At 41.4% G+C, this 13,191-nt stretch carries 15 protein-coding genes; 5 read left to right on the top strand and 10 right to left on the bottom strand.

Features of this window, described 5'->3' with window-relative positions:
- Window positions 1-91: 91 nt before the first annotated feature.
- Both CDOM15925_RS03205 and CDOM15925_RS03200 read right to left on the bottom strand, forming a co-directional pair.
- Window positions 92-706, bottom strand: coding sequence for a tetratricopeptide repeat protein (locus CDOM15925_RS03205; protein ID WP_169941039.1), 615 nt, complete (start codon window positions 704-706; stop codon window positions 92-94).
- A gap of 13 nt (window positions 707-719) precedes the next feature.
- Complete coding sequence (locus CDOM15925_RS03200) at window positions 720-1,121, bottom strand: hypothetical protein (protein ID WP_169941037.1); 402 nt, start codon at window positions 1,119-1,121, stop codon at window positions 720-722.
- A 148-nt stretch (window positions 1,122-1,269) separates the two neighbouring features.
- On the opposite strand from CDOM15925_RS03200, the gene CDOM15925_RS03195 reads away from it, so the two are divergent.
- The 5 genes from CDOM15925_RS03195 to CDOM15925_RS03175 all read left to right on the top strand — a co-directional run bounded on the left by CDOM15925_RS03195 (window position 1,270) and on the right by CDOM15925_RS03175 (window position 5,638).
- Window positions 1,270-2,142, top strand: coding sequence for a menaquinone biosynthesis family protein (locus CDOM15925_RS03195; protein WP_169941035.1), 873 nt, complete (start codon window positions 1,270-1,272; stop codon window positions 2,140-2,142).
- A complete protein-coding gene (gene fliQ, locus CDOM15925_RS03190; RefSeq protein ID WP_169941033.1) occupies window positions 2,143-2,409 on the top strand; it encodes a flagellar biosynthesis protein FliQ in 267 nt (88 codons plus the stop codon). It begins immediately after the preceding gene.
- On the top strand, window positions 2,406-3,179 hold the full coding sequence (locus CDOM15925_RS03185) for a UDP-N-acetylmuramate dehydrogenase (protein WP_169941031.1): 774 nt from the start codon (window positions 2,406-2,408) through the stop codon (window positions 3,177-3,179). Before fliQ ends, CDOM15925_RS03185 begins: the two co-directional genes overlap by 4 nt.
- A 58-nt stretch (window positions 3,180-3,237) precedes the next feature.
- Window positions 3,238-4,302, top strand: coding sequence for a tetratricopeptide repeat protein (locus CDOM15925_RS09975; protein ID WP_211436659.1), 1,065 nt, complete (start codon window positions 3,238-3,240; stop codon window positions 4,300-4,302).
- A gap of 289 nt (window positions 4,303-4,591) precedes the next feature.
- Window positions 4,592-5,638: an isoaspartyl peptidase/L-asparaginase family protein gene (locus CDOM15925_RS03175; RefSeq protein WP_169941029.1), complete on the top strand. Its 1,047-nt coding sequence runs from the start codon at window positions 4,592-4,594 to the stop codon at window positions 5,636-5,638.
- Window positions 5,639-5,762: 124 nt separating this feature from the next.
- Here the strand turns inward: CDOM15925_RS03175 and CDOM15925_RS03170 are convergent, their stop codons facing one another.
- The 8 genes from CDOM15925_RS03170 to CDOM15925_RS03135 are packed head-to-tail and all read right to left on the bottom strand — an operon-like array spanning window position 5,763 to window position 13,149.
- The gene (locus CDOM15925_RS03170) at window positions 5,763-6,860 is read right to left on the bottom strand and encodes a nicotinate phosphoribosyltransferase (protein WP_169941027.1); all 1,098 of its coding nucleotides are present in this window, start codon (window positions 6,858-6,860) and stop codon (window positions 5,763-5,765) included.
- A gap of 24 nt (window positions 6,861-6,884) precedes the next feature.
- The gene (locus CDOM15925_RS03165; protein WP_169941025.1) at window positions 6,885-7,295 is read right to left on the bottom strand and encodes a hypothetical protein; all 411 of its coding nucleotides are present in this window, start codon (window positions 7,293-7,295) and stop codon (window positions 6,885-6,887) included.
- The gene (locus tag CDOM15925_RS03160; protein WP_169941023.1) at window positions 7,292-8,581 is read right to left on the bottom strand and encodes a phosphatase PAP2/dual specificity phosphatase family protein; all 1,290 of its coding nucleotides are present in this window, start codon (window positions 8,579-8,581) and stop codon (window positions 7,292-7,294) included. The genes CDOM15925_RS03165 and CDOM15925_RS03160 overlap by 4 nt, the downstream gene beginning before the upstream one ends.
- 25 nt (window positions 8,582-8,606) lie before the next feature.
- Window positions 8,607-10,382: a bifunctional alpha/beta hydrolase/class I SAM-dependent methyltransferase gene (locus tag CDOM15925_RS03155; RefSeq protein WP_169941021.1), complete on the bottom strand. Its 1,776-nt coding sequence runs from the start codon at window positions 10,380-10,382 to the stop codon at window positions 8,607-8,609.
- A gap of 10 nt (window positions 10,383-10,392) precedes the next feature.
- Window positions 10,393-10,962, bottom strand: a complete 570-nt coding sequence (locus tag CDOM15925_RS03150; protein ID WP_169941019.1) for a DUF1287 domain-containing protein — start codon at window positions 10,960-10,962, stop codon at window positions 10,393-10,395.
- Between the two features lie 14 nt (window positions 10,963-10,976).
- Complete coding sequence (locus CDOM15925_RS03145) at window positions 10,977-11,918, bottom strand: phosphatidate cytidylyltransferase (RefSeq protein ID WP_169941017.1); 942 nt, start codon at window positions 11,916-11,918, stop codon at window positions 10,977-10,979.
- Complete coding sequence (locus tag CDOM15925_RS03140; protein WP_211436658.1) at window positions 11,915-12,547, bottom strand: lysophospholipid acyltransferase family protein; 633 nt, start codon at window positions 12,545-12,547, stop codon at window positions 11,915-11,917. The genes CDOM15925_RS03145 and CDOM15925_RS03140 overlap by 4 nt, the downstream gene beginning before the upstream one ends.
- A gap of 2 nt (window positions 12,548-12,549) precedes the next feature.
- The gene (locus CDOM15925_RS03135; RefSeq protein WP_169941015.1) at window positions 12,550-13,149 is read right to left on the bottom strand and encodes a CDP-alcohol phosphatidyltransferase family protein; all 600 of its coding nucleotides are present in this window, start codon (window positions 13,147-13,149) and stop codon (window positions 12,550-12,552) included.
- Window positions 13,150-13,191: the final 42 nt, after the last annotated feature.

The following is a 13,191-nucleotide window of genomic DNA, read 5'->3' as shown; positions in this document are numbered from 1 at the left end:
CAAAAGAGCTACCAAAACATAGCTCTTTTGTAAATTTGAATTTATAAAAGTTGCGATTTTATAAAGAATTTCATATAAGCCGCAAATTTGATCAATTAATTTTATTAAGCATCTCCTCAGCCCGCTTGTTTCCATTTTTAGCCGCAAGAGTAAAAAGTCTTTTAGCCTCTTTTAGATCCTGAGCTACACCGTGGGCGTTCATGTAACAAATTCCAAGCATATACTGACCCCCCGCATCTCCTAAATCAGCCGCCTTTTTAAAATAATTCGCCGCCTTTACCAAGTCTCTTCCAATTTTTATATCGCCTTGTTCGTCGTAGTAGATAATACCCAGCATATAAGCTGCAGGTGCGTAGTTTTGCTTATCTGCTTGTTCATATAGCTTAAAGGCCTGCTTATAATCAAACATATGATAATAAATATTCGCCAAATTCGACTTAGCCACGGGATTTCCTCTATCTGCCGATCTTTTATACCACATCATGCCGTCTTTGTAGTTTTTAAGCCCCGCTTCATAAGCATAGCCTACTTTAAGCTCGGCGTCATCATCCTTTTGCTCGGCATAAGGCATCATGAGATCAATCGCCTCTTTAAATTTGCCGTTATTCGTAAGCTCAAAATATCTATTCACAACATCTTGAGGAACATCGGCAAAGCAGTTAATGGCAAAAGCGGCAAGTATCGCGGTTAAAATTTTAAATTTCATTATCTCTCCTTAATTATCTCTTGATTATTATCAGATCTTTAAAATACTTCTGATAGTCGTCATGATATCTGTAGCCCTCTTCTACGTAGTCTTTGATGAAGCCGTCCTTATCGGTAACAAAGTGCATATTTCCGCAGTGGTAAATCGGCTGGCGACTTAAAATCACTCCGTATCCGTTATAAGTGATATTGTCTCCCTTGTACTCGCACTCTTTGTATATATAATACTTATTGCTAAGCATCCCGATCTCTACATGAGGAAAATACTTAATACGATCTATCACCAGCGATATATGCTGCCCTTTTAGTTGCTTTAAACTAGGGTTTATATAACTACTCGTGCCGTCAAAAATACTCGCACACCCGCTAAAAAACAATGATATGATCAAAGATAGTAAAACAACGCCTTTTTTCATAAAACTCTCCATGAATTTATTTAATTTTACTGAGGGATTTTATCATAATAGAGCAAATTTTATTATTCAAGATATAAAAGCTTGTTTGAAACTTAAATTTAATCAACTATTCATAAAATTTAACCTATAATCCTAAAAAGGATTAAATTTGAGACATTTTAAAGATATTAGCGTAGCGCATTCGCCCGATGCGGACGATATTTTTATGTATATGGCGATAAAATTCGGCTGGGTTGATTCTGCAAATTTGCGTTTTAGCAACCTTGCTTTAGACATCCAAACGCTTAACGTTGAGGCACTTAAAGGCACTTACGACGCTACTGCGATTAGTTTTGGATTATATCCGCTTATAAGGGATAACTACGCTTTGCTTCGGTGTGCGGTTAGTTTTGGAGAGGGATACGGACCAAAACTGGTAAAGAAAAAAGATAAAATTCTAAAACGAAATTTCAAGGTCGCACTCTCAGGCAAACACACCACAAACGCGCTTTTGTTTCGCGTGGCATATCCTGAGGCGCGCATAGTTTATAAAAATTTCTTAGATATAGAAAATGCCGTTTTAAGCGGCGAAGTTGATGCAGGGGTGCTAATTCACGAAAGCATCTTAACTTTTAGTGAAGAGCTTTGCGTAGAGCGTGAAATTTGGGATATCTGGCAGGAGTTTTCAGGCGAGGATCTACCTCTTCCGCTTGGCGGCATGGCAGTTCGCAGAAGCCTGCCGATAACTGACGCGATAGAGTGCGAGCGAGTGCTTACCAAAGCCGTTAAAATCGCAACCGAGCATAAGCCGTTTTTATCTCATATGCTCATGGAGCGAAATTTGATCCGAGTCGATAAAGAAAAGCTTAAAATTTATCTGAATTTATATGCAAACGATAGCTCCGTATCGATGAATGAAACGCAACTAAACGCCGTAAATAAGCTGTTTGAGATAGGTTACAAGCACGGCTTTTACGATGAATTAATCGATGCGCGCGACTATCTGGTGCCAACCGAATACAACGACGTAAGGTTTAGCTAAATGCAATCAACCCTAATCGAACTGGGCATAGAGACCTTTAAAACCGCACTTTATCTTAGCTTTCCTATGCTTTTAGCAGGTCTTAGCGCGGGTCTTATCATCAGCATCTTTCAAGCGACCACGCAGATAAACGAGATGACGCTAAGCTTCGTGCCAAAAATCATCCTCGTAGTCGTCGTTATCATATTTCTCATGCCTTGGATGGTAAGCATGATGGTTGATTTTACTATCCGTATGATTGAGTTTATCCCGCATTTCGTGCAATGACTAGGCTTATTGACTTTTCTAAATTTACTTCCGTTAAAATCGGCGGCGTGCACGAGGTTTTGCTCATAGATAGTCCGCAAGATGATACGCAAGGTCGCGTGATAATAGGCGGAGGAAATAACCTTTTAGTTTCGCCAAACCCTGCACCGATGGCGATTTTAAGCGATAAATTTGACTATATAAAGCTTGAAGGCGAAATTTTAGAGATAGGTGCTGCTACAAAGAGCGGTAAAATTTATAATTTTGCCAAAAAGCACGATCTAGCGGGCTTTGAGTTTTTGCAAAATATCCCGGGCACTCTTGGCGGTATGGTTAAGATGAATGCGGGGCTTTGTGGAATTTCCATGAGTGACAATCTGTTTGAGGTGCTTTTAAAACGAGGCTGGGTTAAAAAAGACCAGATAAAATTTGCTTATAGATATTGCGAGCTAAACGAAATTGTTTTTGCAGCCAAATTTAAAGCGACAAAAGGCTTTAACGCCACACTTGCAAGCGAATTTGCGCTTAAACGCTCAAACCAACCGAAGGGAGCCAGCTTTGGAAGCTGTTTTGTGAATCCAACGGGCGATTACGCAGGCAGACTTATCGAAGCAGTAGGGCTAAAAGGACACGTTATCGGCGGAGCAAAATTTAGCGAAAAACACGCAAATTTCTTAATAAATTTTGATAATGCAAGCTTTGATGATGCAATAAATCTCATAAATTTAGCCCAAAAGCTAGTGCTGGAAAAATTCGGCGTAGAACTAAAAACGGAAGTTGTTATAATTTAGATTAAAAATATATTAAAAAGGTTATAATTCTTACAGATTTACTCGCAAGGAGGAGTCTATGAAAAAGTTAGCTTTAACCCTGTTTTTAGTATTTAGTTGCTTGTCGGTAGCACAAGCCGGACCAAATCACAACAACGGGCTAGCGGCAAAATCCAAAGGTCAGTGGAAAGACGCGGAGCACTACTTCAAGCTAGGTTGCTATAAAGAAAAGGTTGATTCTTCTTGCAAAGAGCTTGGGCAGCTTTATGAGTTCGGAAAGGGCTCTGATGTCAAAAAAGATTCTGGGCTTGCAAAGCAGGCTTATGAAAAGTGCTGCGAGATATCATTTGGTAAAAGGTCCGATTGCTGCAATAAAATCAAAGACAAAACAGCTGTAAGCCCTGAAAAAGGTTGTGAAAACGGCGATGCATCCGCTTGTATAGACTACGCTTATGAAAAACAAGACGTCAAATACTACCAAAAAGCTTGCGATTTGGGCTCAAATTTAGGATGTTTATGGACTGGATACTCATACACCGAAGGTAAAAACGGCGCGCAGCACGATCCTAAAAAAGGCTTTGAGATATTTTCAAAACTTTGCAACGGCGGCTACGATGACGGTTGCAAATTTGTAGCGATGGGTTATAGAGACGGCAAAGGTGTCGAGAAAAACATAGACAAAGCGATCGAAATTCTAAGCCAAATTTGCGGGGGCGATAGATTTGACGGATGCGCAAAGCTTGGTGAAATCTACCAAGATGACAAATACGGCAAAAAAGACGAGATAAAGGCGTTTGAGTATTATCTTTTAGCCTTTACAAAAAAATATCATGAAGCTTCGGGAAAATACGTAAAAGATAAAGATAACGCAGCAAAAGCTTGCGAAGCCAAGATCGCCATTGGATGTGAATACGCAGGCTCTGCATATTATCAAGAAAAGCAATTTACCAAAGCGGTGGAGTATTTTAACAAGGGCTGCGAACACGGCTTAGTCGAATCATGCCTCTTTGCGGGCTACACATACCAAATGCCGCCTGCTGAAAGCGGGGTCGCAAAAGATCTTGAAAAGGCTAAGACTTACTTCAAAAAAGGCTGCGATATAGGCTCAGCTCAATGTTGCAGCGCTCTTGAATCTATAAAATAAAATTACAGGCGCAAATTTAGCTCTTTTGCGCCTAAATTTATCTTTCAAACTCTACTTTTTGCAATCTTTCGGAGATAAAATTTCGGCGTCCTGCTTTGGCTTCTGCTTTGTTATTTAACTCTTGGAGGCAAATTACTAAGTAGGATAATTTACTACACTCCAAAAGAATAAGCTCAATTTGAGAACCTGTCCGATACTAAAAGCCTCAAATATAATTTATTAATTATAAATTTGATATTAAGTAATAAAATTACAATAACTATTTAAATTTACTTACAAAGGAGAGTGCATGAAATTTTTTAGTTTAACTAAAACTGCAATGGTTGCAGCTAGTATTGTTGCATTAAGCTTTTTAAGCCTTAATGCCGGTGAAAAATTTACTCCACTAATTGTAATTCACGGGGGCACAAGCAAACTTGATCTATCCCAAGATGAATTTATGCTTCGTGCAGAACCGATGAAAAAGGCTCTTAAAGCAGGCCAAGCAGTCCTTGAAAAAGGCGGAACAGCGATGGATGCAGTAACGGCCGCTATAATCATCTTGGAAGATGATCCGAATTTAAATGCGGGCAAAGGAGCGGTTTTTACTTCAGATGGATTTAACGAACTTGACGCTTCTATCATGGACGGTGCAACTAAAAAAGCGGGCGGAGTGGCTATGTCAAGACATATCAAAAACCCTATTTTAGGCGCGCGCCTTGTGATGGAAAAGACTTGGCACACGCTTATAGCGGGCGAAGGAGCGGACAAGCTAGCCAAAGCAAACGGGCTTGAAATGGTCGAGCAAGAGTATTATTTCACGCAAAAAAGATACGATCAGCTCAAAAAAGCCAAAGAAAAACAACAACTCATGCTTATGAAAGATGACGATAAGAGCGATAAACTCGCAGCGTTAAAAGATAAAGCCGAGCCTTATCTTGGCACGGTAGGAGCGATCGCACTTGATAAAAATGGCAACCTTGCCGCAGCAACAAGCACAGGAGGCATGACGAACAAGATGACAGGACGTATCGGAGATAGCCCTATCATAGGCTCAGGAACTTATGCGGATAACGATTCTGTAGCAGTTTCATGCACAGGTACCGGAGATATCTATATGCGAGTAAATGCGGCTCACGAAGTTTCAGCTCACTACAAATACGCTGGTGGCGATGTGCAAAAAGCTGCCGAAAATGCTATAAAACAAGTAGATGCTCTAGGCGGAAGCGGTGGCATAATCTCAATTGACAAAAATGGCAAAATCGGCTTTGCTTGGACAAAACATAAGCTAGGAATGTATCACGGTGAAGCAAAAGTAGGGTCTGAACCTATCGTGCATTGGCCTGTCGGCAAATAATTCATACAAGATCGATGCAGGCGGCAAATTTGTCTGCTTGCCTGCATTGGATTAGAATTTGTAGCGTAAAAACGTTTGCAAATTTAAAATCAAAGGCGCAAATTTAGCTCGTTTGCGCCTAAATTTATCTTTCAAATTCTACTTTTTGCAATCTCTCGGAGATGAAATTTCGGCGTCCAACTTTGGCTTCTGCTTTGCCGTTTAGCTCCACAAGATCGCCCGTAAATCCGCAAGTATCGTTTCTAACGGTAAAGCTTCCTACACCATAAATATCAACAGGCGTATCGTGCGCTTCAAATTCGGCAATTTTTTCAGGAGTAAAGCCCGAGCTAACGACTATCTTAACGTGATTAAAGCCATTTTCATCAAGAGCTTTACGAAGTGCAAAGATAAGCTCTTTACAAACTCCATGCGGATCAAATCCGCTTGTGTCTTTGTCCTCAAAATACTTGTCTATGAGGCTTTGAGATGTATCGACCCTAACGGCACCAAGCCTTGATTTTAGCGCATTTGCGGCTAAAAGTGCGTCGGTGATCACGTCGTTATTGTAATCAACAAGTGCCGTTACAAGCTCACCGGGAAAGGTTTTAGCGTAAATTTCACACGCCTTTACTATATCTCCCTTACACATCTGAACAAGCGCGTGCGGCATAGTCCCCATACCCTTGCCGCCCCACCAAAAGCCCTGAGCGTCGGTTGAAACGCGATCTATGCCCGCAATATAAGTGGCGTATCCGTCGCCTATCTGCGTTGAGATGTCATCTTGCCTATCCGCCATAGAAAAGACTACCTTGCCGTTTGCAGCCTTTAAGGCTCTAGCGACATTCGTAGCTACGGAGCTTCTGCGAGCTAGCGTGGCATCTATGATATTTTCTAAAAAGCCGAAATTTTCATACTTGCCGCTTATCTTTAAAACAGGCTCGTTTGCATTTATGATATCACCGTCATTTAACGCATAAATTTCAAGCTCTTCAGGCTCTTTAGCAAAGGTATGCACGATCGCTATGGCTTCATCGATACCGCATAAAGTGATGTTATCCGCCCTTTGAAAAAACTGCATAGTTACGTGCTGATCGGGTAAATTTTGCTTTATGACCTGATTTATCTTTAAAAAATATCTTGCGGTATAAAATCCCTCGGCTATCCTTGGGTCAAATTTAAAAGTCTTGTTCGTAAGACGCTTGATAACACCTTGTTTTTTTAGCTCTATCTCGTTACTCATCACACCTCTTTATATAAATTTGCTTCACGCTATCCACTTAAGGCAAAGCGTATAAATAACAGCTGCAAAGCTAACGCCAATCAGCATAAACCAAAGCTTCATAGCGCCTTTGCACCTTGAGGTCATATCTCTTTGGATGAAGGATTTTTTATCTTTAAAAGATATCTGCTTAACAAGCCCAAGCGTCCTAAGGCTCTCGTCAAACCTCTCAAGACTAAGCATGCCGTCAGCAAATTCCTTAAAAATTTTCGCGTCAAAATAAAGCCTGATATGAAGATAAAATATAAAAATATAAAGCGCGGCGAAGATAAATTCCTGCCAAATTTTGTGCGGATACTGCCAAAATATAAAGGCGTGAATCAAATTTACAAGCAATATTATCTTATGGGTGTTTATGAGCTGCGAAGTAGTAAGTGCCAGCGATGATTTGCTCATCCAAACTCCATAAAAAATTTTCTCACGCTATCATCTATGACAACTTTGGGGCGCGAATTTTTAATCAGTAAAATCGCATCATCTACGTTCATTTTATTGCACCAAACCAGCCAACCAAGCAGCACAAGAGCGCTTCTGCCGTATCCTAGCGCGCAACAAACGAGTGTTCTTTTATTTTTGTTAATTATACTATCCATTGCCTTTACGGCGGCTTTGAGCTCATCAAATTTTGGCTTTACCATGTCAAGCATGGCGAAATTTAAGTAAATTTGCTCTACTTTGGGATGAAATTCGCACTCCGCCGTAAGGTCAAAAACGGCTTCAAATTTATGCGCCTCGGTGATCGAGCCAAGATGGAGATTTGGCAAAATTTCACTGCTTCTAGGAGCACGCTTGAAATTTAGCCAGTAGATGATGTTTAACCGAGCTATTATAAGATATGGCAAGAGCAGCCAAAACGATGAAATTTTGCCGTTTTGCTCTTTGCGAAAAATTTGCACGCCGAACAAAGCGTAACCAAAACCGACAAGAGCAAAGCTAACGCTAAAATAAAACAACCAAAGAAAGGCTCCACCCGCATAAAAAGCCAAAACTGCAAAGATAGTGGCAAGCAGAGCGTAAAAGCTCGCCCATTTAATATGAGATGTCGTATGAGCAGGGTTAAATTTTAAAATTTTGCCCTCAATCGGCACTATAACAAGCACTAAAAAGCCCACTAAAAACCCTGTAGGTATATCGATAAAATGGTGCTGATAAGTAGTAAGCACGCTAAGAGCTATCAGGGCAAACCACGCCAAAACGATAGCCTTAAGCCAAATTTTGCTCGTTTTTGAGATATAAAGCGAACCCACGACCACGCACAAGATGATGTGAAGCGATGGAGCTTGATTAAACGGCATATCAAAGGTCGCAAGGCTATCAAAGAGAAATTTGGACAACCCAAAACTCTCAGGCTTACTCCAAGAAATTTGAAGAGGAAAAAGTATAAAAAATATCACCGCGATAAGCTGAGAAAGAAGCAGCTGAGCCGTGTAGCGATTTAGCTCGCGAGAATTTTTACACAGCAAAAATCCAAGCCCGTAAAGCAAATTTAACGACCAATAAGGCAGTATCGTCCAAGAGATAAAGGGGATATCATACTCCCATTCAAAGATGATTTCGGGCACGAAGCTTTGCTTTGAGGCAAAGTAGTTTGCAAAGCCGTAGCTTGCGTAAAATGCGCTAGCTACACAAAGCAGATAACCAAGTCTGGTTAAAAACCGGCTAAGCTTAGGGCTAAATTTCACTTCTCATCTTTAAATGGGACAAATTTCACTCCTTTACCGCAACGCTAACGGTAAATATCCCGTCCTCGTCTATCCATTGGCGGATCTTTTTAAATCCCGCTCTACTAACAAGCTGATCCATCTCGACTACGCTTCGTCTGCGCATAATCCACGCTTCGCCGTCTCTATGACTTGAAAGCGCCCTTGCGATCATCTCAAGCTGCGGATGATACGGCTGATTCGTATAGATGAGATATCCGCCCTTGCGCACGCTACGCCCAAAGCCTTCAAGCGCTACTCTTATAAGCGCATTATCGCTAAATAGCTCAAAAAGCCCCGAAACCACACCGACACTTGCGAAATTTTCTAAATTTTCATAGCTTGCTTTATGAAAGGCGTTTGCCTCTTCAAATGTCGCGATATCTTCTAAATTTCGCTCTCTTATGAGTTCCTGCCCCGCTTTTACGTTTACTTTGTCGTAATCTCTTAAAAGTATCTTTTCGGGGCGAATTTCACCGCTTAACGCGTCAAGTATATATCTGCCGTGCCCTGAAGCGATATCGAGAATTTCTATACGCTCGCCTTTTTGCTTTAGCTCGCTCATCACGAAATTTAACGCATGGGCGATATTTTCTTTGCGCTTTCTTATGCCTCTCCAACCGATTGAATTTAGATAAATTTTATCAACCCACTTTACAAAAGCGTTTGAGCCTTGCGGCTGGTTTTGATAGACGTAATCAAGCGTACTTCCGCTATCATAACCCCTATCTTCGCCAATTTTAAGCCCTTTAACCCAAGGCGAAAGCAACTTCATGCCAAATCTTTGCACACTAAAGCAGATGTTTTTAGGATGAAATTTACAAAGCGGAGTAGCAAGCCTATCAGCCTCTTCTCTACTAAAGCCGAATTTATCCGCTTGCGTGCAATCAACCTCGTTTAAAGGCTCGCTAAATCGCTCGTTTATAAAGTTCTCAATCTTCTTAAAAGCCAGATGTCTATCCTGCTCGCCAAGCGTATCATGATAAAAGCCCTGCATGACGTGGCGCTCTTTGATATGCGAGCCAAGCGAGTTATAAAATTCATGTTGAGGCGCGTGATTTACCACCCAGTCATCGCCTGAAATAAGCAGCTGCAAAGGCGTAGTAATAGCCGCGGCATCGCCCACAACCCGCTTGCTTGCCTCATAAAGCCCAAGCAAAATCCTAACCGATATGGCGCGCGCTATGAGGCTATCTTCATTATAAGAGTTTATGCGCTCCTTGTTGTGCGTGAGGTAGTGCGCCTTGACGTAGCTGTTTACGAAAAAATTTCCTTTTAATTTATAAAGTAGCGCTAAGCCCTCTTTGGCAAAAGGCACGTAAAGCTTCACGTCAAACGCCGGACTTGCAAGCACCGCGCAGCGAATTTTAGGCGCATAATCATGCAGCCAAGTAGCAACCAGCACCGCACCCACGCTTTGAGCGATTACGGCAATATTTTCCTTGGTTATATCGTACTGCTTGCTTATATGTTCTATAAATTCGTCCACATCGGCCACAAGCCTAGCGATACTAGGCGCATCTCCGCGTTCTCCGGGGCTCTTGCCGTGTCCGCGCGCATCCCACGCAAAGAAATGAAAATCGCCTAAATTTAACTCCTCGCTCATAAACATCATGCGCCCGGAGTGCTCATGACCTCTGTGAAAAAGCACGATAGCTTTTTGGGGGCTTAAATTTGAGCTTTGCGCGCTGTTTAAATTTCCATTTTGCCCCTGATCGCTTGGCGGCTTGTGGCGATAAAAAAGCTCGATTCCGTCGCTTGTGAGAAAAGTTTTTTCTTGCATATTAATTCCTTTAATTCGTAATCCTAAAATGCCCGGTTATCTTAAAATCATTTAGCACGTCTTCTTCCTGCACGCCAAGCCCGATATTGTGAATAATAAGCGGAGTGTTGCCAAAGAGGGATTTCTTATCGGATACTATGCCGATATGCGGTCTGCCGTTATCAAGCGTCCAAGTAACTATATCGCCCGGTTTATAAATTTTATCGCTTACGCTGTAGCCTTTGCGCTTAAGATATGTAGCGATATTTGGCACTCTTCTGTGGTCTATGTTTTTATCGGTGTTTTTTAAGCCCCAATTTTTAGGATAGGAGCTAAAATTTGCGCTCATATCTTTATGGATTAGCTCTTGCAAGTCGATATTTTGCTCTCTTAAAGCACGCACGACGACATCGGTACAAACCCCCTTTGAGATATCCACATCGCCCATCGGATAGGCAAGCCTTTCGTAGCTCGCATCATAATAAATCGTTACGCCGATCTGGCTTCTTGCGTCCTTTACAAGGTCGCTTGGCGAAAAGGCTAATAAATTTAAACCCGCCAAGAGCAAAGCAAATTTGACTAAATTTTTAAAATTTCTCATCTTACTCCTTAAATTTACGCCCAAAAATAGCGCACTATATGAAAAAATATCGGCGCAGAAAAGCATAGCGAATCCATCCTATCAAGCATTCCGCCGTGCCCGCTTATAATATTGCCCCAATCCTTCACGCGCAAATCCCGTTTAATGGCAGACATCACAAGTCCGCCCAAAAAGCCCATAAGGCAAATAACAAGGCTGATAAAAAACGCCTGAATAAAGCTAAAAGGCGTTAGGCAGTGCAAAAACGCCCCAAGCAAGCTGGCGCTCATCACTCCACCCGTAAAGCCTACGACAGTTTTGGAAGGAGAGATATTTGGAGCTATCTTTGTCTTGCCAAATAGCTTGCCCCAGATATACTGAAGCACGTCGCTAGCTTGCGTTACAAGGATCAAAAAGAGCATTAAAAGAACCGATTTGCCTTCAAATTCATGCACATCAAGAATAAGAAGCGCAGGGATGTGAGAGATACAAAAAACACTTATCATAATCGCCCATTGAATGGTGGTTGAGCGCTCCAAAAAGTGCGCAGGATCGCCAAGAAGGGCGGACAAAATCGGCAAAAACAAAAACGCATAAACAGGGATAAATATCATCGCCATAGAGTACCAATCCATAAGGATAAAGAGATACTGAAGCGGCAAGATGACATAAAAGCAAGCCACAAGAGCGATGTGATCGCCGCGCCTTATGTAAATGAGGGATAGAAATTCTCGCAAAGCGGCAAAGGATATAACAAAAAACAAAAATATAAGCGCCTTTGTGCCTACATAAACAAAGCCAAATATGACTAAAATCATCACCCACCAAGCGTTTATGCGCGCGGTTAGGTTATCGATCGTAGCGTTTGGCACGTCTTTAGCGACAAATTTTTTAAGTATAAAAGCTATGGTTGAAGATAGCGCCAGCATAATTAAAAGCCCCAAAAATAGCTTTAAAATCGCCTCGCCGCTACTCATTTCTCATCCTTTTTTAGGCTTAATAAAGCCTCTTTGGCTTTTGCTAGAAACTCAAATTTGTCTTCGTTTTCGTATCTAAATTCATCTCCTACGCAAATATCGCAAATAAGCGGAATCGGCAGGCAAAAACCCTTGGGAAGAACGTTTTGGATATTACTTATCCAAAGAGGGACTAAATTTACATTTGGATTAGCTTTGGCCAGGCGGTAAATTCCGCTTTTGAAATTTCCGATTTCAATGTCATCATCGACCTTGCGCGTGCCCTCGGGAAAGATGATAAGAGAATGAGTCTTTAGCGCCTCGCTCATCTTTTCTATAAATTCAAGGGGATTTTTAGACTTGCGATCTATCAAAAACATATTAAAAACGTGTTTTGCTAAAAACGGGCGAATTTTGCCCTTAGTCCAATAATCAGCCCCCGCTACGGGACGAATTTGCTTGCGCAACTTATAGGGCATCGATACGAAAATCAGCAAAAAATCGCCGTGGCTAGTGTGGTTGGCGTAGTAAATTTTAGGCGTAAGATCACTCATCTGCTTTAGCTGCTCGCTAGGGCGAATACCCGTGATAAAAACCGCTATTTTACACAATGTAAAATCAACCACTCTAGCCGCCATATCTTTTATCATAATTACGCCTCCTTAAGTCCTGACTTGACGCGATTTATGCAGGTTATCACAAGCAATACTATTATCAAAACGCCAAGATAATAAACCCACTGCCAAAGCTCGCCGAAACAAGCGTATAGCATCCCAAAAAGCCCAAAAGCAAAGGCTCTGTCACTTTTACCCATAGGGCCGTCATATCTACGGCTCCTGCCTAAAACCTGCCCCAAAACGCCTAGAAATTCACTAAGTTGCGATAAAAAAATTATAAGCATAATAGTGCCCCAATCAAACGGTGCGATAAAGGCAAAAGACAGATAAAGAGCGCTATCTGAGATCACGTCCGTAGCTTCATTTAGATAGCCTCCGAGGGCTGATTTTTGGTTAAATTCGCGAGCAAGCATTCCGTCAATGGCATTAAGCGCCATTCTAACAAAAAGCCAAATAGGCAAGATAAAAAACAGCGCTGAAACATGAGAGAATTTAACCAGCAAAAATCCTATGAATACCGATACAATGCAGGCAAAAATGGTAACTTGATTTGCCGTGATACCGAGATTAAAAAGCTTAGTTGTAAGTGGACGCAGGAGATTTTGGAATTTTGGCTTTAGCTCATAAATAGTCATAAAAGCTCCAAAAAATATTAATAGATAGTATTATTGTATAAA

It is taken from the genome of Campylobacter sp. RM15925 (genome assembly GCF_012978775.1).
Classification (GTDB): Bacteria; Campylobacterota; Campylobacteria; order Campylobacterales; family Campylobacteraceae; genus Campylobacter_A; species Campylobacter_A canis.
Note: the sequence above shows the minus strand (reverse complement) of the source record. Positions and strands in the feature narration are given on the sequence as shown.